This is a genomic window from Bacillus coahuilensis m4-4, assembly GCF_000171615.1.
GTDB classification, from domain to species: domain Bacteria; phylum Bacillota; class Bacilli; order Bacillales; family Bacillaceae_K; genus Bacillus_T; species Bacillus_T coahuilensis.
On record NZ_ABFU01000052.3, the window covers coordinates 33,617 to 57,078 of the forward strand.

The following is a 23,462-nucleotide window of genomic DNA, read 5'->3' on the forward strand; positions in this document are numbered from 1 at the left end:
GATGTTTATTCTTATTATATAATATCCCCGTTTTCCTTTGAAGGAAACCGGCTTTAAATATTGGTATTTATGTTCCTAAACCATGGGAAAAAGTTAAGGTTGACACTCTACCTTCCTTTCCCTAAACTGTTTCTGTACAGAAGTTCGGGCTTGACAATTACAATAGAGATTAAAAATGACAAGCTTGTAGACAATTTCTCTAAAAGGGGAGCAAAATATAGTGGAGTATCAAGCAATTAAAGGAGATAAAGGTTGGCGTATTTGGTGGCAATTAACTCGACCTCATACACTAACAGCAGCGTTTGTTCCTGTCTTCCTAGGAACCGTACTTGCCCTATCATATACTGAGCTACATTGGGGACTATTTTCGGCAATGTTAGTGGCAAGTTTGCTTATTCAAGCAGCAACCAATATGTTCAACGAATACTTTGATTATGTAAGGGGATTAGATTCAAAGGAATCCGTTGGGATTGGTGGAGCCATCGTACGGAATGGTGTAAAACCAAAAACAGTTTTATATTTAGGATTTTCTTTCTTCGCCATAGCTCTATTGCTTGGCATTTATATTTGCATGCTCACATCATGGTGGTTAGCTGTTATAGGGATTGTCTCTATGGCTGCAGGTTATTTTTATACGGGTGGACCAGTACCCATAGCCTACACACCATTTGGTGAAATAACGGCAGGATTTTTTATGGGAATGCTAATTATCATCATTTCCTTCTTCATTCAAACCTTAACTGTTGAGCCTATTGCATGGATTGTAAGCTTTCCGATTGGATTATTAGTAGGGGCTATCCTACTTGCCAACAATATCCGCGACCTTGATGGAGATAAAGAAAACGGAAGAAAGACCATTGCCATCTTACTTGGCAGAAAAAGAGCGGTCTACTTTTTAGCTACATTATTTATCGTCTCGTATGCATGGGTGATTGGATTAATTGTCACAGATTATATTAGCTTTTTTGCACTTATATCATTTTTAAGTATCCCTAAAGCCATTCAAGCAACAAAGGGCTTTATTGGTAAAACAAGGCCGATTGAAATGATGCCTGCTATGCAAGCTACTGCTAAGACGAATACGTTTTTTGGTTTCTTATTAGGAATCGGGTTATTATTGCAATTTTTTATACTATCTTAATGGATGATAAGCACTCTTTCTGAGGGTGCTTTTTTTGTACATAAAACCTCCTTGTTAATATCCATGTTTTAGTTCTACTGATTACGGATAAAACACAAGTATAAACAGCCATACTAAACTCAATAGCTGTTACCATAAAGGAAGTGTATAGGATGATTACAAAAAATCAAACAGATCAATTACGTAAAGAACTTTTACAACAACGTGAACAATTTGTACAGCAGTTACACTTAGATGAGGGTCCTTTAAATCAAGATAGTGAAAGAGACAGTGTAGGAGAACTATCCTTATATGATAATCACCCAGCTGATATGGGCACGGAATTATTTGAACGTGAGAAGGATTTAGCCATTGATGAACATGCTGAAGAAGAGTTGGAAAAAGTTAATAAAGCGTTAAAAGCTATGGATGAAGGAACTTATGGTCAATGTATTGTGTGTCATCAAGACATTCCGTATGAACGCTTAGAGATTGTTCCTTACACTCTTTATTGTGTTGACCATACACCTGATCAAAGTATGAATGAATACCGACCTGTGGAAGAAGAAGTATTAGAACCTCCCCATGACAATACGTATACGAAAAGAAGACAGGATGAAACAAGAGATTATCAAGATAGCTTCCAAGAAGTCGGTAGATTCGGAACGTCTGAAACACCTTCTGATTTCAATGGAGATTACAATAGCTATGAACATCTGTACCAAGATGGAGATTTCGACCGTGAAGGCTTCACGGAGAACTACGAAACTTTTACAGCTACTGATATTGAGGGGAAAGATCGAAAAGTTATGCCGTCAAGAAAGCATGAAGAATACGAAAAACAATTAGACGATCAAGGGACAGAAGCACCTTTCGGTGATGTACCCTATCACTACCGAGATTCTTATGTTGATGATGATAAAGAGTAATGTTTAAAGGAAAAGGGAATCCGTTTAATTCGGATTCCCTTTTCTTTTAACCTTATTTCCTAATCAATGAATATTGCTCAATTCCCCAAATATCTTTAGCATATTCTGCTATAGTTCTGTCACTTGAGAAATAACCAGAGTGCGCAATATTTAGTATGCTTTTTCTTAGCCATTCTTTTTGGATGCTTATACGTAGCATTAATTTTTTCATGGGCGTCTACATACGCTGAGAAATCTCGCAAAACAAAATAATAATCGTTTTCTGTTAAAAGAGAATCATAGATCAAATCGAATGGTTCGTCATTATCTGAGAAAAATCCATTAACCAACTGATTAACCACCTGGCGAATACGTTCGTCATGATGATAATACTCACTAGCTACATACCCACCATAAGAATAGTAATCTAGCACTTGTTCTGATCTAAGACCAAAAATGAACATATTTTCTTGGCCAACTCTTTCAGCCATTTCGACGTTTGCACCGTCTAGTGTTCCAATAGTAAGGGCTCCGTTCATCATAAACTTCATATTCCCAGTGCCGGAAGCTTCTTTACTAGCAGTTGATATTTGTTCACTCACATTTGCAGCTGGTATAATTTCTTCAGCTAGAGATACTCTATAATTCTCTAAAAATACCACTTTAATTAAATCTTTTGTTTTGGGATCATGATTCACTTTATTCGCAACGGAATGTATTAATTTGATGATTTTTTTCGCATAGTAATATCCTGGAGATGCTTTCGCACCAAAAATAAATGTTTGAGGATGCATAGTAAAAGAAGAATCTTCCTTAATACGATTATACAAATACATGATATGTAGCACATTTAGCAACTGTCTTTTATAGGCATGGAGTCTCTTTACTTGCACATCAAAAATAGATTCTGTATCAACAGATAGTCCATTTTGATCCAATATCCTGGCAGCCAATTGCTTCTTTTTTTATTTTGTTTTACTTTTTTCATGTCTTCTTGAAGAACAGAGTCATTTGAATATCTTTCTAGTTCCATCAACTGTTCGGGATCTTTAATAAATGAATCGCCTATCGTATGAACTAGTAGCTGAGTTAACTCAGGATTTGATTTTAATAACCATCTACGGTGAGTGATTCCATTGGTTTTATTATTAAACTTTTCAGGAGAGAAATTGTAGAACATGTTCATTTCTCTTGTTTTTAATATTTCAGTATGAAGTTTAGCTACACCATTGACACTGTAACTACCTGCAATAGCAAGATGTGCCATTTTCACTTCATCATAACTTATAATGGCCATATGCTTTATTCTATCCCACTCGCCAGGATACTTTTCCCACAATTGTTGACAATATCGCTCGTTAATTTCATGAACAATACCATAAATTCTCGGTAGTAGCGGTTGAAAAATTCGGACTGACCATTTTTCCAGCGCTTCTGATAACGTTGTATGATTGGTATAACAGAACGTCTTTGTCGTTACCCGCCATGCCTTATCCCAGTCTAATCCGTATTCATCTAAAAGGATTCTCATTAACTCTGGAATTGCTAAAACCGGATGTGTATCGTTAATATGAATAGCAACATGTTCTGGTAAGTCCTCGATATTGGATTGTCTCGAAGAAAATTGGCGAAGAATGGTTTTAACACTTGCTGAAACTAAGAAATATTGTTGCTTTAGACGTAAAATTTTCCCTTCATCATGCGTATCATCTGGGTACAAAAATTCTGATATTGCTTCTGTATCCCTCTTATATCTCATCATGTCACGATTAGGTTGGTACCTAGAAGGCTCAGCGCTCCAAAGTCTTAGTGTATTGACTGTTGTGTTTTGATATCCTACAACAGGTAGATCATAAGGTACAGCACTTACATATTCTGCATCTCTGTGCTCAAAGATTAACTTCCATCTTTCCCTTTAATCGTTTCAACTCTTCCCCAAAATGGCACCTCTACGGTTAAATCTGGCTTTCTTACCTCCCATACATGGCCGTGTCGTAACCACTGCTCTGGAAGCTCGACCTGAAACCCATCTACAATTCGTTGCTCAAATAATCCGTGCTTGTAGCGAATTCCATATCCATGACCTGGAAGATCTAATGATGCTAATGAATCCATGAAACATGCAGCTAGTCTCCCTAATCCCCCGTTTCCTAGACCAGCATCCGATTCTACTTCTTCTAAGTCATGGAGCGATATACCAAGGTCATGAAGACCCTCTTGGACAATATCGTAAATACCTAAATTTAATAAATTTTGACCTAAAAGACGGCCTAACAAGAACTCTATGGATAAATAATACACCTGCTTTTTTGATTCAATCTATAGTGTTCATTCGTTTGAATCCAGTTGGTGCTAATATGCTCCCTAATCATGTTTCCTAAAATATGAAATTGATCTCGTTTCGTGGAATCTGGAAAGGCTTTTCCTAGACTCATCTCGATTCTTTTAAGGAACGACTCTTTAAATTCATTTTTATCAGAAAACATGAGTTTCACTCCTAGATCTTAACTCTTCATAGAGTTGATTATACCGGTAGGCAGACTGAGCCCAACTAAAATCTTTCACCATTCCACGATAAATTAGCTTATCCCATACTTCCTTTTGCGGGTAATAAGCCAAGGCTCTCTTGACGGTGTGCATCATATCATGAGCATTAAAATTCTTGAAGGTAAATCCATTTCCATCCCCTGTTAACTCATCATACGAAAACACAGTATCGTTTAATCCTCCCGTCTCTCTAACTACTGGAACTGTTCCATACTTCATAGCAATCATTTGCCCTAATCCACAAGGCTCAAACTTTGAAGGCATTAAAAAGATATCAGAACCAGCATAAATACGATGAGCAAATGCCTCATCAAATCCTATTGTTGCACTTACTCGATTCCCATATTTATAAGAAACATGTCTAAAGAAATTCTCAAATTCATATTCACCTGTGCCTAACAGAACAAACTGGAAATCCTCCGTCCAAAGAAGCTCTTCTAATACATGTTGGATAAGTTCTAAACCTTTTTGCTTTGTTAGCCTAGTAACCATCGAAATAATAGGACGTTCCAAATTGACTTCAAGTCCTATTTCTTCCTGTAATTTTCTTTTATTTTCAGTTTTACCTGCCAGTTTAGATGGAGAATAAGGGTGAATATTCTCATCAATTGCAGGATTGTATACGTCCTCATCAATTCCGTTTAAGATTCCGACAATATCGCTCTTTCTAGTGGATAAAACACCTTCTAATTTTCACCAAAGTAAGGGTGCATGATTTCATTACGATACGTAGGACTCACTGTCGTAATATAGTCTGAGGCTAATAGCGCACCTTTCATGAAATTCATATTTCCGTAGAACTCTAAGTGTTCGTGGGTATAAAACCACTGGGGCACCATTAATAATTCGGAAAGCACTTGTTTAGGAAAGATACCTTGAAAATGAAGGTTATGGATTGTAAACAAGCTTTTTATAAAATGATAGTTTGGTTTATGGATATATTCCGTCCGTAATAAGAATGGAACCATAGCCGTATGCCAATCATGACAATGAACTAAATCAGGATAAAAATCCAAATGTGGAAAGCTTTCTAAAACCGCTCTTGTAAAGAAAGCAAAGCGCTCACCATCATCGTAATGTCCATACATGGAATCGCGGTTGAAATAATAAATATTATCAACAAAATAATAGAGGACACCCTCATGATTACATACTTCAATTCCACAGTATTGCTTTCTCCAGCCTACTTGAACTTCATACTCTACTACTTTCGACATTTGAGACCGAACATGCTCAGAAATAATTCCGTATTTAGGCATCATGACGCGAATATCTGTACCTAACTTAATAATTTCCTTTGGCAATGCCCCTGCGACGTCTCCTAAACCTCCTGATTTTGCAAATGGTACACTTTCTGATACAACGAATAATACTTTCACGAATTCATCAACTCTCCTTGAATGACCCCTTTTCTGATTACAATCGGGTTATCTTGCGTTCCAATTAATTTAACATTATCCTCTACCTTTACATCTTTATCTAAAATTACATGCTCTAATACACAGTTTTCACCAATTTGAACCTTTTGCATAATAATGCAATTCTTAATCGTTGAGTTCTCTCCCACTCTCACAGATCGAAAAATCACGCTACTTTCTATGTTCCCTTTAATGGTGCATCCATTTGCGACCATTGAATTTTTAACAATGGTATCTTTTCCATAATGAGTAGGCGGTTCATCTTTTACTTTCGTAAATATTGGAGATTGTGGTAGAAATAGTTGCTTCCATATACTAGGATCTAACAAACTCATATTTACATCCATATACTCTCTAATACTCGAAACTTTATATGCGTAATTGGAATATTCATATTGAGCAAGTGCGTAATCATGATGAAGATCTAGGACTACTTCATTAATGGATGAATAACCTGTTTGAAGTCTAGTTTCAATCAACTCAATGAGTAAAGAGGTCGAGATGATGAATATATTTAATGATTCTCCTTTTTTTGTTACTTCTGTGATATCTACATTGTTCTCAATATGACGATCTAATATAGGTTTTAAATCCATATTGCATACAATGTCGCAGTCACTAATGACTGCATATTCTTGTTTACTTCGATAGAAAAAATCTAGATGATGAGCAAAATGATGAAAGTTTCCAGTTCCTTCAATGGTCACTTCATTCTCTGGAGAAGGTAAAAAGAAAAGTCCATCTCTTTTACGGTTCAAGTCCCAATTCTTACCTGAACCTAAATGATCCATTAATGATCGATATTGGTATTTTGGAAAATAGCCACACTATCTATGCCTGAATTCACCATACTAGATAAAATAAAATCAATAAAACGATATCTGCCTCCAACTGGTACTGCTGCAAGTGAGCGATGGAGCAATAAATCTTGCATGGATGAATAATATGTTGTTGCATCAATAATACCTAACATGGATTTATACATAATACTTCCACCTTTCGTTGATGTAATGGATTATACTTCTTCTCGAGAACGTAAATAGTCATCGGTCACTAAAATAATTTCCTCGTTATCCTCGATAGGACGAACAAACGCATTAATTGGAACTACTACATCATTGGAAACGATGCAATTTTCGATAAAAGCCCTCTCACCAATTACAGCACCTGGCATAATAACTGAGTTTTTAACTATAGCATCTCGCCCTATGGTTACTCCATGAAATAGAACAGAATGATCTACGGTCCCTTCAACAACACATCCTTCATTAATGAGTGAGTCCTTAATGATGGCATCATCTGAAATAAATTGAGGAGGTTGATTTGGATTGACGGAATAGATTCTCCAATCGCGATCATATAAATTTAATTCATTATCTTCCTGCAGTAGATCCATATTGGCTTCCCATAAGCTCTTAATGGTTCCTACATCTTTCCAATATCCTTTAAAAGAATGAGCCATTAATTTTTTCCCCTCGTCAAGCAACAAAGGTATAATATCTTTTCCAAAGTCATGGCTAGAGGCTGGATTACGTTCATCCATCTCTAAGTACTCTTTTAAGACTTTCCAATTAAACACATACACGCCCATTGATGCCAAATTATTTTTAGGATGAGCAGGCTTTCTTCAAATTCTAACACTCTATAATCCTCGTTTGTGTTCATAATTCCAAATCTACTAGCTTCAGACCACGGTACTTCAATAACCGAAATGGTGACATCTGCTTTGTTTTGAATATGATCATTTAACATTTCACGGTAGTCCATTTTATAAATATGGTCACCAGAAAGAATTAACACATGTTCTGGTTCATATTGCTCGATATAATTAAAATTTTGATAGATTGCACTCGCTGTACCGGAATACCACCTAACTTGAGAGGATTCACTATATGGAGGAAGAACTGTTACACCTCCATGTCTGCGATCTAAATCCCACGCGCTACCTATACCTATATAAGAATTCAAGACTAATGGTTGATATTGTGTTAGTACTCCAACCGTATCAATCCCAGAATTTGTGCAATTACTTAAAGGAAAGTCAATAATTCTATATTTCCCTCCAAAAGGGACAGCTGGTTTTGCTAAACTTTTTGTTAAAGAACTTAATCGGCTTCCTTTTCCACCTGCTAATAACATCGCAACACAACTCACATTACTCATATAGATTAATCCCCTTTCAATTAAATACTGGTTGTAAATACACAAATCCGTAAGGTGGTATTGTTAATTCAATACTATGAGATAGACCATGGAACCCTTCATTTCTCACGACTAAGGGTACGGGATTTATTTGGTTAGATCCTCCGTATACTTCCCTATCACTATTCATAATTTCTTCATAGTATTCTGCTTCTTCGACACCCACTCTGTAATGATGATAAGGTATAGGGGTGAAGTTAAACACAGCAATCAAGTAGTCTTCTTTATTTGTACCTTTTCTTATAAATGAAATAATACTTTGGTGATGGTTATTAACATCAATCCATTGAAACCCATCAGAATGATGATCCATTTCATATAAGGAACTGCTATCTTTGTACAGATGCATCAGATCAATAAAATAATGGTTAAATGAAAGATGTTGGTCATAATGTAATAAGTGCCAATCTAACTGCTCTAAATCCTTCCATTCTGAGAAGGGGGCTAACTCAGAACCCATAAATAGTAATTTTTTTCCTGGATGAGCAACTAAGTATCCCATTAGTAATCTAAGTTGAGCAAACTTCTGCCAATAATCTCCTGGCATTTTATCTAGTAAACTCTTTTTCCCATGTACTACTTCATCATGAGAAAGAGGGAGAACGTAATTTTCAGAAAAGGCATATAGTAATGAAAAAGTTAATAGATGATGCACATTTTTTCTTTCTTCATATGGTGTTTCCATATACTTTAAGAAATCATTCATCCATCCCATATTCCATTTATAATTAAAACCAAGGCCTCCATAATGAGTGGGAGCTGTTACTAGTGGCCAATCTGTAGAATCCTCTGCCATCATCAAGGCATTTGGTTTATATTCAAAAACAGCCTTATTGAGCTCTCGTAAAAACTCAATTCCTCCGTTATTGGCAACTAACTCTCCTCTATTGGGCCAGTACAGAATGTTGGCAACAGCATCAATCCTAAATCCATCTAAATGAAACTCTTCTATCCAATACCTTGCATTCGAAATTAAAAAGCTTTTTACTTCATTTCGGTGGAGATTAAAGTTTGCTGTCCCCCATGTATAATTTTCACGGTCTCCCTCTGTTTCATATTCATATAAAAAGCTGCCATCAAAACGGGATAATCCATGAGCATCTTTACAAAAGTGACCAGGAACCCAATCCAGAATGACACCAATATTTTGAACATGACATTGATTCACAAAGTACTTTAATTCCTCAGGTGTTCCGTACCTACTGGTAGGAGCATAATACCCTGTACCTTGATAGCCCCAGGATCTATCAAATGGATGCTCTGTAAGTGGCATTAATTCTACATGAGTAAAACCATGCTTTACTAAATAAGGAACTAACGTATCACCTAATTCTTTGTATGTATAAAATACTTCTTTCCCTTTTATTTTCCATGTTCCAAAATGAACCTCATAAATGAATAAAGGCTTATCATAGACTTTCTGCATTTGACATGAATGCAACCATTCATCATCATTCCATAAAAATGGGCGCTCTCTACGAATGATACCTGACGTGTTCGGTCTTCTTTCTGTATAGGTTGCAAAGGGATCTGTCTTAACCAATCTCTCTCCAGAAAGAGATACTATTTCATATTTGTACATTTCTCCATCTAGGGATCTTGGCACTGATAGAAACCATATGCCTCCGTCGTTTAATCTCTCCATTTCATAACTCTGCCCATCCCAGTCGTTAAAAGAGCCGATTACCTTCACTTCCTTAGCATTTGGGGCCCATACACAAAACGTAGTGATAATATACTCGTTGATTTCGTGAATATGAGCACCAAATGTTCGGTAGGCTTCATAAAGTTTCCCTTCATGAAATAAGTGAATATCAAAGTTACTTGGATAAATATTTTTCATGTCTTCACCTGCTTATACTGTTGTCCTTACTAACTTCTTTCTTTTCATTTTGATCATTCCCTTTATTTTTTATATGACATTTCTCGACTTTATGAAAAACAAAACAGTTTCATAAATCTACAGGATTATAAGAATTGGGATTTATCCTACATAACAACAAAAGTGTTACCGTTTACAACCTCTGATTAGAGGGGTTTGATAAAACATAGTGAAGAAAAAGAGAAGAGGCTGGGAATGTCGAATTCTGATGTATATTGATGATGAAAAAAACATAACTTTTTTAGTCTTTAAAAAAGAAGGAGCAATTATTAATATTTATATAATGATAATGCCACTTAGTATTAATGATGAATAACGTTAATAGATGCGTTTTTATTGTTGTGTAATTTTCTTAATTCTCAAAATATATGATTTATAAGAATTGGAGGAATATATTCTATCCTGGCATATTCTAAAAAAAATATTGTAATATATCATATGACAAAGAAAAGAATAAGAAGTGATGAATGCGAATTTCGTTACTAGTGAGTTAGCTATATGAAAAGGATAGAATGAGGATTAGTAGGAGAGTTAATCAAATTTGAAGAACGAAAAAAAAACTATCCAGAATGGATAGTTTTATGACCCGTACGGGATTCGAACCCGTGTTACCGCCGTGAAAGGGCGGTGTCTTAACCGCTTGACCAACGGGCCATGGTAAACAATAACGCTATGTTAAGATTGTAAATTTTCCGTGACAACGAAGATTATAATATCATACGACTTTTCTATTAGGCAAGGCTTTTTCAAAATTTGTCGAAAAAAATAAACTAGAGAGTATTTTCTTACGAAACGAATTCCTCTCTAGTAGTCTATTACTTTCTATTCTCTTTCATTCCCGTATTTTACATAAGCTTGTGCGCCTATGATTTGGAAGCCTACACTTGTATACAGTGACAGGGCGCGTTCGTTTTTCGCTTCCACTTCTAGGTACACGCTACTCCCGCTTTCTGACCCAAGCTTCACCGCTTGAATAAGAGCATTCCGTCCTATGCCCTTTCCTTGATACGCTGGTAATACGGCAAACCCGTATATCCAGGCATCGCCTTCCAATTCTGAGAATCGAAGCTTTCCTACACCCACACCGTTTTGTTCTACGATATAAAAATCTTGAAGATCTTCCTCTTTGATCCGCTGATTATACAAAACTGCATCGTCTTCTGAAAATCCAAAGCATTGTACATCTAATTGAATTTCAAGGGTCAAATCCGTTTCACTTGCTGGTCGTAGAGATACGGAAGGGTCACTTAGTTGAAGCTCGGATCCTTCCTCCCATTTCATTTGATATTCGGTCATTTCATATTGATGTGGGATGTTGTTGACAAAGGCCTCACCGCTTGAAGAATTCAAAGGGTAGTTCAGGAGGATTTTTCTATACCCTTTTGATTTGGCATAGTCTGTTGCCTTTTGAACTAGTTGGGTGAATAGTCCTTTTCGGCGGTAACTCGGGTGAACCATGCCACACAGTTCTATTTTACTTCCGAATCCATAGAGTCCTAGGAATGCAATAAGTTCTTCCCCTTCATATTTGAAATAATCGTGTGGCTCGTTCTGCGTGCGAGACTCTAGCATGTCCCAGTTGAGCTTTAACTGAATGGAGTCTTCTTTTTCGCATAGAGTCTGAAGCTTTTTAATACTCGTTAACTGTTTTGCTGATAGCATGAAACCAACCCCCTTTTTTATAAACTATCATAATACTGAGAAAAATATGGTACTATTTTAGTATTGTAGGTAGATTATTTTAGATGAAAGGAGGATCCTGTATGAATTTTTTACTGCGATTTTGGAAGCGACTTTCTCACTTTGACACCCCGCTCGCTGTGGGCAGTGCGTTGTTTGTAGTCTTATTTGGGACGTTTGCGATTCATTATTTGGAACCCGAAACGTTTCCAACGTTGTTTGAATCCTTGTGGTGGACACTCACGACGTTAACAACGGTAGGATACGGGGATTATTATCCCGTTTCACGTGAAGGAAGACTTCTTGGCATTTTTCTTTTTTATCTTCGGAATTGGAGTTATCGGACTTGTGATTGGGAAGTTTGTTGATTCTCTATATTCTTTACGTACGCTCAGGAAGGAGGGAAGACTCATGTATTTAAAGAAAAATCATTATGTGTATATTGGCTGGTCGAAAAAGACGGAGCAAGCGATTCATGAAGTATTCGCACACGACTCTCATGCTGAAATTGTTTTAATTGATGAATTACCTGAAAGCCCAGTCAGTCATTCTCAGGTTCATTTCATTCAAGGGGATCCGTCTGATGAAGAAATTTTAGAAAAAGCGAATCTGTTTTACGCTAAGCGAGTGGCGATTTTCTCTGATACGAAAATTGATCAAACTCTTCTAGCAGATGGGAAAACGTTATTGATTGCTTCAGCCGTAGAGGCTATGTGCAAAGAAGGCGGGAAGAATATACATACCATTGTAGAGATTTGTGAGGAACGGAATATACCGAAATTTAAGCATATTAATATTGATGATTTTGTGTTATCAAATGATGGGGTTTCCTTACTAATGGCCAAGGCCACTCTTCACCCAGGGTCAACCGCTCTCTTCAGGCAGTTACTGAGTAAGCGTACAGGTGACAATATTCACGAGCTGAAGCCTGCCCCAAACTGGAAGACATATCGCGATGCATCTCAGGCCATATTTGAACAAGGGGGATCTCTTTTAGCTGTGAACGATCAGATGGACTTTACCAATGCTAGTACTCAATTGTTAAAAGAGACTGATACTTTGTATATCGTCTGTAAGGATGAAACGTATTTACGCGTGATAAGAGAAACGGGTGCCTCACCATCTGATTGAATGTACACGATCAGACCGGGATTTCCATATAACACGAAGAAACCCCATGAAAGAACGGATAAATCCCTTTCTTTCATGGGGTTTTCTTTTACCGTCTAACCCTACGAGCCATACTTTTCGCTAAACAAGGTAGGCGCAATTTGGACTTCGCTTTTATTTAGCGCAATTTCTTCTAGACTCGGATACACTTGCCTAAAATACGGTTCAAAGCTTGGATCAAATTGAGTTCCCATATTCTCAAGGATGATTTCCTTCGCCTGGTGAGGTGTTAACGCATTCCGATAAGAACGGTTTGATGTCAGGGCATCAAATGTGTCACAGACCGTAATAACTCTTGAAAGAAACGGGATGTTCTCTCCTGCAATTTGAGAAGGGTACCCTTTCCCGTCATAGCGTTCATGATGATGATAGATGGTACTAATAATATCTTTAGAGTAGTTTAGCTTTTCAGCAATTTCAGCCCCTACTACAGGATGTTTTTTAATGACCTCAAATTCTTCATCCGTTAGCCTTCCCTTTTTTTGTAGAATGGCTGCTGGGATTTKGAGTTTTCCTACATCATGAAGAATKGAGCTCGTTKACAWAMCGTCTAAATCGACAGGATWCCCTKCACGCTTTAACGTTTCTCCAAACAAGAGACTGTATTCTTGAACTCGCTTACTATGTCCTTTTGTATAATCATCTACCATTTCGATTGCTAAAATTAAGCTTTCTATCCCTTTTTCTGCCTCCACCTTGGATGTCGTTGTTGAAACGACGACAGACATTAGAAAATAGAGAATGGTATTATAACAGGCGAAAAATGATAAATTCATCGTAAAGTAGACCCAGTCCGTTTCTGGTCCTCCTACTAGCTGTAACACACCAATATACGCTATACCTGAGACGACGACTGAAAAAATAAACAATTTTACTTTACGAAAAAACATTCCAAATAACGGAACAAAATAGAAAACAGCATGACCCATATACGGAGCGAGGTAGTAGAAAATTGAAATGACTGCAATGCAATTGACGATTAACAATGGGGCTTGCCATTGTGCGGGAATACTTTTATAAAATATGGTGTATGGTACGTATCCTAAACATAACAAACTAATTAATTGGATCATTTCGACGTTTAATGTTTGGAAAAAGAATAATGAAGTAGGTATAATCGTGACGACACCTATTCCAATTGCAACCCACATGATGTTCAATACAATCCTGACTTCCATTATTTTCTCTCCTTAACACGTACTATTTCATCTATTACTATCTTACTAAATAATTTCCAACAAAAAAACCCTTGAAGAAACATATTCTTCAAGGGATCAAGTTAACTCCAAACGCTTCTTACAACGTTAGTTTGTGAACGATCAGGACCAACAGAGAAAATCGCCACTGGTATTCCTGTTAATTGTGAAATTCTCTCAAGATAATGTCTAGCATTCGCAGGAAGCTCACTTAAGGACTTGCAACCTGTGATATCTTCTGTCCAACCTGGTAGCTCTTCATACACAGGCTCACATTTCGCTAGAATATTTAAGTTCGCAGGGAACTCTTCGATGACTTCACCATTGTACGTGTACGCCGTACAAATCTTTAACGTCTCGATTCCTGTTAATACGTCAATGGAGTTTAGAGAAAGATCCGTGATCCCGCTCACACGACGTGCATGACGAACCACAACAGAGTCAAACCAGCCAACGCGGCGAGGGCGTCCAGTAGTCGTTCCGTACTCTCTACCGACTTCACGAATGTGATCCCCAATTTCGTTCGCAAGCTCTGTTGGGAAAGGCCCATCTCCAACACGCGTTGTGTATGCTTTTGAAACGCCGACTACATGGTTAATCTTTGTAGGACCTACACCAGAACCAATTGTTACGCCACCAGCCACTGGATTAGAAGACGTAACAAACGGATACGTACCTTGGTCGATATCAAGCATAACCCCTTGTGCCCCTTCAAACAGAACACGGTGGCCATTATCTAATGCGTCATTTAATACAACGGACGTATCACACACATAGTGCTTAATTTGTTGACCGTACTCGTAATACTCTTCAAAGATCTCTTCTAACGTAAATCCTGTTGTCTCATAGAACTTCTCTAGTAGACGGTTTTTCTCTTCAAGATTACGAGCTAGCTTTTGTTCAAACAACTCTTTATCTAAAAGGTCTGCCATACGAATCCCCATACGTGCTGCTTTGTCCATATAGGCAGGTCCGATTCCTTTTTTTAGTTGTTCCAATTTTGTTATCCCCTTTACGCTCTTCTTCTACTTCATCTAATTTTAAATGATAAGGTAGGATGACGTGTGCACGGTTACTGATACGTAGATTGTCCGTTGATACCCCGCGGTCATGAAGGTATTTAAGCTCCTTCACTAGCGCTTTTGGATCCACTACCATTCCGTTACCGATCACCGAAATTTTTTCTTTATAAAAGATTCCAGAAGGAATTAAGTGAAGTTTGTACGTTTCCCCATCAAATTTAATGGTATGTCCCGCATTGTTACCACCTTGGTAACGGGCAATCATTTCTGCATGCTCTGAAAGGAAGTCTGTAATCTTTCCTTTTCCTTCGTCTCCCCATTGTGTCCCTACAACAACAACTGATGACATTTCTAGCACCTCCGCATGGCCAACTTTTCGACCACTTTCTATCAAGCAAACCTATTTTACCAGTAATATGTAAGAGAAGTCAACGAAAATACGAACATTCTATTAAAATATTATTTTTATGTTCGTATAATAATTATCTATCTCTCTTTATTAAAAGGACTCTGCTACACAACGTCACTCGGTTTTATTTACGATATTATTGATATTGAATCAAGTAAAAAATAAAAAAAAAGACAGCATTTCGCTGCTCAGCTTGTCGAGAAAGTTAATTTTTTCATAGTTATTCAAAGGTTTTTTTGCTTCGATATCTTTGGATAAGTATAAAAAAAGATTGCTTCCCATTTATCCTAGCTTCGCTAGGTGGGTCGCAATCTTTTTTATATTCTGGCAAGCTGCAGTTAGAAGAACCTGCTCACTTGCGTTTTTAATTCCCCTAAACCTACAATAGCGAAGCCCATGCAGCTCTTTTGAGTCTGCGAAGCTTCGCTCCACTTTTTCTTTTCTAAATTTATATAGCTTCTTTCCAGGATTTGATAACCTATTTATCCTTACCTTCTCTTTATGTTCTTCCCATACATGACGGGTTACCACTTTCACATTATTTTTAGATCTTGTACATTGTGATAGAAGTGGACAACTGCCACATAATTTTGGATCAGATTTATATTCTCTATATCCTTCTCGATTCGTTGTTCGGTAAGTTAATACTTTCTTGTTGGGGCAAACATAAATGTCTTGGTTTTTTTCATATGTAAATTTCCATTTTGGGAATAAACCAGTTGTAGGGCGGTACCTTCTATGTGCAATTACACCAAATATTTTCCTATCGGCTAGCCCCTTACATATAGGATTTGTAAGATATCCAGAGTCCAGTGCGACAGCTTCTACTTGAAAACCAAAACGTCCTATTTGACGGTCTAAGCGATTAAGGTAAGGAACCGAATCGTGAACGTTACCTGCGGTAACGAATGCATCAGTTATGATATTAAATTTCATATCAGTTGTTCGATGATCAAGATAACAAAACATCTCTTGTTTGTTATCTCGAGACATAAAGCCACAATCTGGATCTGTAGTGCTAACACGTATTTCTTTAGTTTCTATCACTTCCTCTTTATCCTTTAATGGCTTTTTTCCTTGTAGTTCTCTGTCTTCCTCTACAGCTTTGTTTAGTTCGTTGATATACTCACGGGTTTCTACTTCTACTTCTTGTCTTGTGAACTTGTGTTTGTTCGCATTCGCCTTTAAATGAGTAGAATCTGTAAAAAGAACTCGTCCTCCTACCATATTGTGATTCATTGCTAGAAGAACAATTTCATCAAAGATTTCTTGAAAAACGTTTGTATCTTTGAAACGTTTTTGACGATTCCAACTGATTGTTGAATGATGTGGTATAGGATCATGAAACTTTAATCCTAAGAACCATCGATAGGCCATATTCATCCGAATTTCTTGTTCTAGTTTTCTTTCTGAACGAATGCCGTATAAGTATCCTATAAACATCATTTTAAAAAGAATAAGAGGGTCTGAAGGACGACCTTTTTCTTCACTATAATAAGGCCTAACTTTCTCAATAATAAAGGAGAAGTCAATGTATTTATCTATCTTTCGAAGAAGATGGTCCGAAGGAACCATATCATCAATGGAAACAAATTCATATTCATTTTGCGTAAATTCTCTTGGTTTTAGCATAGTTAATCCCCGCCAATCAATATATTATATATCTCTATTTTAACATATTAACGCGGTGATTTGTTAAAATATTTATACATTATTAAAGGCTGTCGAGATTTTCTCGACAGCCTGAGCCATTTTCAATGGCTCTTTTTGTTTGAAACAATAAGGAAGAGAATTGTCGTTTTTTTCTCTAAACACTGAACATATTGAAAGATTATGACGATATAGTCATAAAGTAGTAGTATTAGACAATTTAATAGTGAGGAGAGAGAAACGTGTTTATGAGTAAATTTCGACTTAAAGGTAAAAAGAACTCTTCTAAAGAGAGAAGACCATCTAAAATTGCCTTTACCATAGGAAAAAAAATTAGTAGTGGATTTCTTATTGTCCTAATTATATTTGCTGGAGGAAGTATTTTTAACTTAACTCAGCTGAACTCCTTTCGTTCTACTATGAATAATATGACCGAACAAGCTGTTCCTTCTATTCAGTTAGCATTAGAAATTAAAGGGGAACATGAACGTTCATATGGTATTTTAGTAGATTATCTGGAGTCCCTTAGAAGTGAAAATACTTCTAACCAAGGTAAATACCAAAAAGAATATGCGGAAGCTTTATCTTTATTGGACTCCTATTACAGTGAGTATGAACCACTATTAACGAGTGAAGAAGAAAAATCATTATATAATCGACTGTCTACTCATAAGGAGACGTTCTATATCAAGGGAGAAGAAATTATTACTCTCACTACTTTTGATCTCGTTAAGATAAATCGATTGCGTGACGAAATCGAAATGGCTTTAACTAATATTCAAGCAAACGGAACGCAGCTTGTAGAATATAATGAAGATAAAGTAGCAAGCGCAAGAGAACAGGCAAAAGGTTCTATGGAATCTATATGGATAAATACGATTGTTCTTTTAATCGTAAGCTCTATTCTAGGAGTTTCTATAGCATTCTTTGTGTCTACTTTTATTTCACGACCAGTCAAAAAAGTGACAAGTGAACTAAAGAAAGTATCGACAGGGGATTTATCTGGATCAACCATTATGTACAAAGGGAAAGATGAGATAGGAGAAATGGTGCATGCGTTAAATGACATGCAGCGACAATTATCTTCATTTTTAAAAACCGTGAGTGATTCATCTATGCAGCTCGCTGCTTCCTCTGAAGAACTGTACGCGAGTTCAGAGCAAACAACTAAAGCTACCAATCATATGGCTTCTTTAACTCAGGAATCTACGGTAGGGGCTGAAAACCAGTTAACAAGTGTAAGGAAAGTGTCTGAATCAGTAGATCAACTTTCAATGGGATTACAGCAAGTGGCAATAAAAGCAGTGGAAATGTCAGAAGTAGCAAATCAAGCTAATTCTGCAAGTATGATAGGAAAAAATCACGTTCAGCATGTGGTTGAACAAATGCAAAAAATACGAGATACTGTTCTTCATTCATCTGAAGTAGTGAATCAGTTATCCTCTCAAACAAATGAAATAGGTAAAATTACCCAACTTATATTAGAAGTAGCAGAACAAACGAATCTATTATCTTTAAATGCAGCAATTGAAGCTGCGAGAGCAGGAGAACATGGAAAGGGCTTTGCTGTTGTTGCGGATGAAGTAAGAAAGCTTGCGGATCAAACGAGAGAGTCATCACAAGAGATTACGCGAATGATTGAATCAATTCAAGAAGAGACAAAACGTGCCATGACAGTGATGAGAGAAGGGACGTCTCAAGTTGAACAAGGAATGTCATTAACGAATGAAGTAGAGGATGCTTTTGGGACAATTGAAGGCAACATGGGAAGTGTAACAGATAAGGTTCAAGATGTTTCTGATGCAGTAGAACAGATGGCCTTCATTAGCAGTGATATTGTTAATTCCGTAGATGTAGTGCGAGAAGTTGCTGAGCTAAGTGCTTTATCCAACCAAGAAAGTTCAGCAGCCAGTGAAGAACAACTTGCAACGATGGAAGAAATAGAGAGTTCTGCTAAAGGATTAAGTCAATTGGCTGAACAACTCCAAGAAGAAATAGCAAGATTTAAAATGGAATCGTAACCTTGGCTGCTATTTTTAACTGTTCAATTTCCTAATATAGGGATAAAATATATCTAATAGTCTGTTAGAGAGGATTAAGATAAATGCCAATTACACTATTAGAAAATAGTCAAACAACCTACTATGATTATATAGTATGTGAACAAAAGGACGCAGAGACATTTCTATTTATACACGGGCTAGGATGCGATAGCACTTTGTGGGACGATATTATTCCGTTCCTAAAACCTAAATATAATCTTGTTGTATTCGATCTACCAGGCCACGGAAGAAATAAACTAAGCGAGAATGTTGGATTTTCTTTATCGTTAATATTTTCTGACATAGAACATATTCTCTTTACAGAAAATATTCCTTCTTGTCATGTAGTTGGCTATGCTGGAGGAGGAAATATAGCATTAGAGGCCGTTTTAAAACAAAAGAAATGGGTTCGATCATTAACACTTATTTCTACCCCGATTTTTATGCCTTTTCAAATCGGTGAACAAGAAATGAGAAAGAGGTTCGCTACTATTGAAGAAGGTAAGAAACAACAGGTATTTAAAAGCATTATCGATGGAATAACGGTGATAGCTTCGGAGGAAAGAAAATCTCGTCTCGAAGGTATGATGAATCGAGTGGATATAAGATCCTATAAAGATTTCTATAAAGTTTGTAAAAATTCCGTACAAGAATATTCTCCGGAGAAGTTTAAAAATGTAGATCTTCCAATTTTTCTGTTAGTTGGTGAATTCGACGCTACTTTTCCACCGAAGCTTCACTTGTTTGATGATACGTATCTAAATTCTTCAAGATTTCTTATCATCCCGAATGCGGGGAATGCTGTAATGGTTGATACACCTAAACAGTTAGTAGAACTCCTCGATGATTTTGTAATCCAATACGTATTAGGCTCTCCGCCTTCTTTAAAAGGGAGAGGATACGTAGATAAATTAAATTTTGAATTACAATCAATAGTCAACTTAGGAATAAGACAAGTCAACAGTAGAAACACGATTGAGCTTCATTTTCTTTCAAGCTTTAAAGTACTGTTAGATGGAAAAGAAATAGAAGGAAAGTGGAATCAAAGGAAAGCAAAACAAATCTTCAGTTACATTTTATATCATCAACAAGTTACAAGAGATCAGCTCTATGATGTATTTTGGCCAGACCTAGAATTAACCAAGGCTAGGAACCAATTAAGAGTCTCTCTTAACCATATAAAATCGATTATTGAAGGATTTACAGGTGACGATTTATCTAAATATATTGATATTGGTAGAGACCTCATTGTCACATCTGTTCGTGTTAAATCCGATGGAGAAAATTTATTAAATGAGATTGAACAATTGAAGCTTGTATCATACTCCGACAGAGCGGCTAAAGTTGTAGAACTTATTGCGAGGCTACCTGAAGTGCTGTTTCCTGGTTTATATGATGAGTGGGTTCTTGAATTACGTTCTTCTATAGAAATGGAACTCACTAGTATAATTGAAGATTTATTAGACGAAGATCTGGATCCTTCTGAAGAGATTAATATGCTAAAATATTTAATCAAGATTCATCCAAATGAAGAATTATACTACGAGCAAATCCTTTTTGCCCTAGAACAAGAAAGAAAATATTCAGAGATGGATTTTTATGAAGATAAATTAAATTCATTGAAATAATATTGTCAAAAAAAGCGATCTAAAAAAATTTTTTAAAAAATTTTTCAGATTGCTTTTTTTCTGTAATGCTTTTGTAATGAGCTGTATTGTATGATGAGTACGTAAAATCATATCACAGCTTAGGAGGTAAATGACATGACCAACTCCCTTTTAGTTACCGCACATGAACGAAGTACATTATACAATCTACAGCAGAGAATTCAATCGAATACATATGAAGAGAATGATTTTAAAGCATTGTTCAGTATGCTTTTAAATTATTCAAATGAACTATCTATGGCTCAAACAAAAAAACTTTGTGAATTAGTCGAATACTTCCATGTCGTAAAGAGGGAAGATCGTTTACCTGAAATCATAAGCTCAATGGTTGATTTTATTGTCTCTTCTACTATTCATGATGAATCAACTTCTCAGAGCTTTGTTATATCATAATTCATACTACTCGTTTATTCGAAAGGGTCAATACTTTCAATTTGATGATGGGTTAAGGACATGACTGACTTTTGGTCATCATTATAAAATAGTATATTTTCCTCTAAGAAAGAAAAGTTTAAAATTCTACCCGAGAAATTTTGCCTTCCTACTTTTGGGATGACGTAAACTACATGTACTAAGGTGTTGTGTACCTGCCAATTTTCTAGCATTTTTGTCATCTCAATCATTCAGTTTTGCCTCACTTTCAACATTCCTAGCTACAATTTTAGACTAACATATCTCTAAGATACAAGATTTAAATTTAGGAAAATATCTTCTATTCAATTTCATCTAGACTCGTTACAATAGACTAAAAAAGGTTGAGTATATTGAATAAATCACTGCCTATCCTATCCCTTATTATTGGAGTCATATCTGTTTCAACCTCTGCTATATTTGTGAAACTATCAAGCGCTGATGCAGGTACTATTGCTTTCTATCGTTTGTTATTTTCTACAATATTATTACTTCCGTACTTTTTATTTAAAAGTAAAGCTGACTTAAATCACTTCAATAGAAAAGATTGGTGGCTATCCTTACTGTCTGGACTATTTTTAGCTGTACATTTTATATTGTGGTTTGAATCCTTAAACTATACAAGTGTAGCAAGTTCTACTGTATTAGTTACATTGCAACCAATCTTTGCTTTCATCGGTACATATATATTTTTCAAAGAGGTTATTTCAATAAAATCTATCATAGCTGCAAGTATTGCTATGGTGGGTAGTTTCATTATTAGCTGGGGAGACTTTAAAGTAGATGGACAAGCATTACTTGGTGATATGTTAGCACTAGCAGCTTGTGCTTTAGTAACGGGATACTTGCTTATCGGTCAATCTCTAAGAAAGAAACTTACTTTAACAAGCTATACATTTATTGTTTATGGATTTAGTTCAGTGATTCTTCTTATATACGTACTACTTAATGGAGAGATGCTAGTAGGTTTTTCTAACGACAATTGGATTTATTTCTTGTTATTAGCGATTTTCCCTACACTACTTGGACATAGTCTCTTTAATTGGTCTATAAAATATATAAGTACAAATGTTATTTCTGTAGCTATATTATTGGAACCGGTTGGGGCCACAATACTTGCTTATTTATTGTTAAATGAAAGTATCTATATCTATCAAATTGTTGGGGGAATGATTATTATTGTTGGTATACTCTTATTCTCCATTCCCGTTCGGTTAGTAATTAAAAAGAAACGATCCATTGAGAATCATTCATAATGATTTAATAAGTCTTATTTAGTTTCTCTAAGACACTCTGCTATTTAGAGTGTCTTTTTGCTTAAATAGAAGTCATTGGTAAGCCATATAAATGCTTTTTATATAAAAATCAAAAAAAGTATTAAAAAAGTATTGCCTTGGTTTCGCTATCGTGATATATTATTCCTTGTCCTTAAGAGGACGACAACTTATCAAAAATAAACTTCTTAAGCTAAACAGAAAAATGTTTGACAAGAGATTATAGATAAGTTATGATGTAAAAGTCGCCTTGATGAGCGACGATTGAACTTTGAAAACTGAAAAGACAACACGTCAACGTTAAAACTAGTACCCATGAGGTACAAAAACAATTTACACTCTGGTGTAAAAATGAACGTCGAATAAGTTCGCTATGTTTTGTAGCAACATCGACTTCATGCACATCATGTGCAAAGTGAGCTTGCTCAAACTTTTTATGGAGAGTTTGATCCTGGCTCAGGACGAACGCTGGCGGCGTGCCTAATACATGCAAGTCGAGCGAGGCCTTCGGGCCTAGCGGCGGACGGGTGAGTAACACGTGGGTAACCTGCCTGTAAGACTGGGATAACTTCGGGAAACCGAAGCTAATACCGGATAATATTTTTGGTTGCATGACCGAAAATTGAAAGATGGCTTTTAGCTATCACTTACAGATGGACCCGCGGCGCATTAGCTAGTTGGTGAGGTAACGGCTCACCAAGGCAACGATGCGTAGCCGACCTGAGAGGGTGATCGGCCACACTGGGACTGAGACACGGCCCAGACTCCTACGGGAGGCAGCAGTAGGGAATCTTCCGCAATGGACGAAAGTCTGACGGAGCAACGCCGCGTGAGTGAAGAAGGTTTTCGGATCGTAAAACTCTG

The 23,462-nt window shown here is 36.5% G+C and carries 13 protein-coding genes, 1 tRNA gene, 1 rRNA gene and 5 pseudogenes; 9 read left to right on the top strand and 11 right to left on the bottom strand.

Features of this window, described 5'->3' with window-relative positions; genetic code table 11:
- Positions 1-220: 220 nt before the first annotated feature.
- Together M44_RS13545 and M44_RS13550 are read left to right on the top strand one after the other, a co-directional pair.
- Positions 221-1,141, top strand: a complete 921-nt coding sequence (locus M44_RS13545) for a 1,4-dihydroxy-2-naphthoate polyprenyltransferase (RefSeq protein ID WP_010174448.1) — start codon at positions 221-223, stop codon at positions 1,139-1,141.
- Positions 1,142-1,293: 152 nt separating this feature from the next.
- Entirely contained in the window at positions 1,294-2,049 is a 756-nt protein-coding gene (locus M44_RS13550; protein WP_010174449.1) for a TraR/DksA C4-type zinc finger protein, read from the top strand.
- A 52-nt stretch (positions 2,050-2,101) separates the two neighbouring features.
- Here the strand turns inward: M44_RS13550 and M44_RS23245 are convergent.
- From M44_RS23245 to M44_RS13605, 7 genes and pseudogenes are all read right to left on the bottom strand, one after another.
- Positions 2,102-4,514 (bottom strand): annotated as a pseudogene (locus tag M44_RS23245) (glycogen/starch/alpha-glucan phosphorylase).
- A pseudogene (gene glgA / locus M44_RS23250) lies at positions 4,504-5,954 on the bottom strand (glycogen synthase GlgA). The pseudogenes M44_RS23245 and glgA overlap by 11 nt, the downstream one beginning before the upstream one ends.
- Positions 5,951-6,978 (bottom strand): annotated as a pseudogene (locus M44_RS23255) (GlgC family sugar phosphate nucleotidyltransferase). Before M44_RS23255 ends, glgA begins: the two co-directional pseudogenes overlap by 4 nt.
- A 30-nt stretch (positions 6,979-7,008) precedes the next feature.
- Positions 7,009-8,156: pseudogene (locus tag M44_RS23260) on the bottom strand (glucose-1-phosphate adenylyltransferase).
- A gap of 16 nt (positions 8,157-8,172) precedes the next feature.
- Positions 8,173-10,038, bottom strand: coding sequence for a 1,4-alpha-glucan branching enzyme (gene glgB, locus M44_RS23265; RefSeq protein ID WP_010174453.1), 1,866 nt, complete (start codon positions 10,036-10,038; stop codon positions 8,173-8,175).
- A gap of 621 nt (positions 10,039-10,659) precedes the next feature.
- Positions 10,660-10,731, bottom strand: a tRNA-Glu gene (locus M44_RS13600).
- Between the two features lie 168 nt (positions 10,732-10,899).
- Positions 10,900-11,739: a GNAT family N-acetyltransferase gene (locus tag M44_RS13605; RefSeq protein ID WP_010174455.1), complete on the bottom strand. Its 840-nt coding sequence runs from the start codon at positions 11,737-11,739 to the stop codon at positions 10,900-10,902.
- A 101-nt stretch (positions 11,740-11,840) separates the two neighbouring features.
- Here M44_RS13605 and M44_RS28330 point away from each other — a divergent pair, with 101 nt between their 5' ends.
- Both M44_RS28330 and M44_RS23270 read left to right on the top strand, forming a co-directional pair.
- Entirely contained in the window at positions 11,841-12,125 is a 285-nt protein-coding gene (locus tag M44_RS28330; protein ID WP_010174456.1) for an ion channel, read from the top strand.
- Positions 12,126-12,168: 43 nt separating this feature from the next.
- The gene (locus M44_RS23270) at positions 12,169-12,888 is read left to right on the top strand and encodes a TrkA-related ion transporter (RefSeq protein ID WP_010174458.1); all 720 of its coding nucleotides are present in this window, start codon (positions 12,169-12,171) and stop codon (positions 12,886-12,888) included.
- 101 nt (positions 12,889-12,989) lie between these two features.
- Here the strand turns inward: M44_RS23270 and M44_RS25455 are convergent, their stop codons facing one another.
- The 3 genes and pseudogenes from M44_RS25455 to M44_RS13625 all read right to left on the bottom strand — a co-directional run bounded on the left by M44_RS25455 (position 12,990) and on the right by M44_RS13625 (position 17,186).
- Positions 12,990-14,105, bottom strand: coding sequence for an HD-GYP domain-containing protein (locus M44_RS25455; protein ID WP_010174460.1), 1,116 nt, complete (start codon positions 14,103-14,105; stop codon positions 12,990-12,992).
- Between the two features lie 101 nt (positions 14,106-14,206).
- Positions 14,207-15,494, bottom strand: a pseudogene (locus M44_RS23280) (adenylosuccinate synthase).
- Between the two features lie 342 nt (positions 15,495-15,836).
- Positions 15,837-17,186 carry an IS1182 family transposase gene (locus M44_RS13625; protein ID WP_010174461.1) on the bottom strand — a complete coding sequence of 450 codons (1,350 nt, stop codon included), beginning with the start codon at positions 17,184-17,186 and terminating at the stop codon, positions 15,837-15,839.
- Positions 17,187-17,452: 266 nt separating this feature from the next.
- On the opposite strand from M44_RS13625, the gene M44_RS25460 reads away from it, so the two are divergent.
- The 3 genes from M44_RS25460 to M44_RS13640 all read left to right on the top strand — a co-directional run bounded on the left by M44_RS25460 (position 17,453) and on the right by M44_RS13640 (position 21,306).
- Positions 17,453-19,225, top strand: a complete 1,773-nt coding sequence (locus tag M44_RS25460; RefSeq protein WP_162013627.1) for a methyl-accepting chemotaxis protein — start codon at positions 17,453-17,455, stop codon at positions 19,223-19,225.
- A gap of 83 nt (positions 19,226-19,308) precedes the next feature.
- Positions 19,309-20,874 (top strand): alpha/beta hydrolase, encoded by a 1,566-nt coding sequence (locus M44_RS13635; protein WP_010170249.1) that lies wholly within the window; start codon positions 19,309-19,311, stop codon positions 20,872-20,874.
- A 135-nt stretch (positions 20,875-21,009) separates the two neighbouring features.
- Positions 21,010-21,306 (top strand): hypothetical protein, encoded by a 297-nt coding sequence (locus M44_RS13640; RefSeq protein WP_010170248.1) that lies wholly within the window; start codon positions 21,010-21,012, stop codon positions 21,304-21,306.
- 14 nt (positions 21,307-21,320) lie between these two features.
- Here the strand turns inward: M44_RS13640 and M44_RS13645 are convergent, their stop codons facing one another.
- Positions 21,321-21,536, bottom strand: a complete 216-nt coding sequence (locus M44_RS13645; protein WP_010170247.1) for a hypothetical protein — start codon at positions 21,534-21,536, stop codon at positions 21,321-21,323.
- A 141-nt stretch (positions 21,537-21,677) separates the two neighbouring features.
- Here M44_RS13645 and M44_RS13650 point away from each other — a divergent pair, with 141 nt between their 5' ends.
- Together M44_RS13650 and M44_RS13655 are read left to right on the top strand one after the other, a co-directional pair.
- A complete protein-coding gene (locus tag M44_RS13650; protein WP_010170246.1) occupies positions 21,678-22,580 on the top strand; it encodes a DMT family transporter in 903 nt (300 codons plus the stop codon).
- 451 nt (positions 22,581-23,031) lie between these two features.
- Positions 23,032-23,462 (top strand): 16S ribosomal RNA (locus tag M44_RS13655); the annotation flags it as partial.

Coding starts and splice junctions, on each gene's coding strand:
- M44_RS13550 (WP_010174449.1), top strand. CDS start 1,294: ATGATTACAAAAAATCAAACAGATCAATTACGTAAAGAACTTTTACAA.
- glgB (WP_010174453.1), bottom strand. CDS start 10,038: ATGAAAAATATTTATCCAAGTAACTTTGATATTCACTTATTTCATGAA.
- M44_RS13605 (WP_010174455.1), bottom strand. CDS start 11,739: ATGCTATCAGCAAAACAGTTAACGAGTATTAAAAAGCTTCAGACTCTA.
- M44_RS28330 (WP_010174456.1), top strand. CDS start 11,841: ATGAATTTTTTACTGCGATTTTGGAAGCGACTTTCTCACTTTGACACC.
- M44_RS23270 (WP_010174458.1), top strand. CDS start 12,169: ATGTATTTAAAGAAAAATCATTATGTGTATATTGGCTGGTCGAAAAAG.
- M44_RS13625 (WP_010174461.1), bottom strand. CDS start 17,186: ATGCTAAAACCAAGAGAATTTACGCAAAATGAATATGAATTTGTTTCC.
- M44_RS25460 (WP_162013627.1), top strand. CDS start 17,453: ATGAGTAAATTTCGACTTAAAGGTAAAAAGAACTCTTCTAAAGAGAGA.
- M44_RS13635 (WP_010170249.1), top strand. CDS start 19,309: ATGCCAATTACACTATTAGAAAATAGTCAAACAACCTACTATGATTAT.
- M44_RS13640 (WP_010170248.1), top strand. CDS start 21,010: ATGACCAACTCCCTTTTAGTTACCGCACATGAACGAAGTACATTATAC.
- M44_RS13645 (WP_010170247.1), bottom strand. CDS start 21,536: ATGATTGAGATGACAAAAATGCTAGAAAATTGGCAGGTACACAACACC.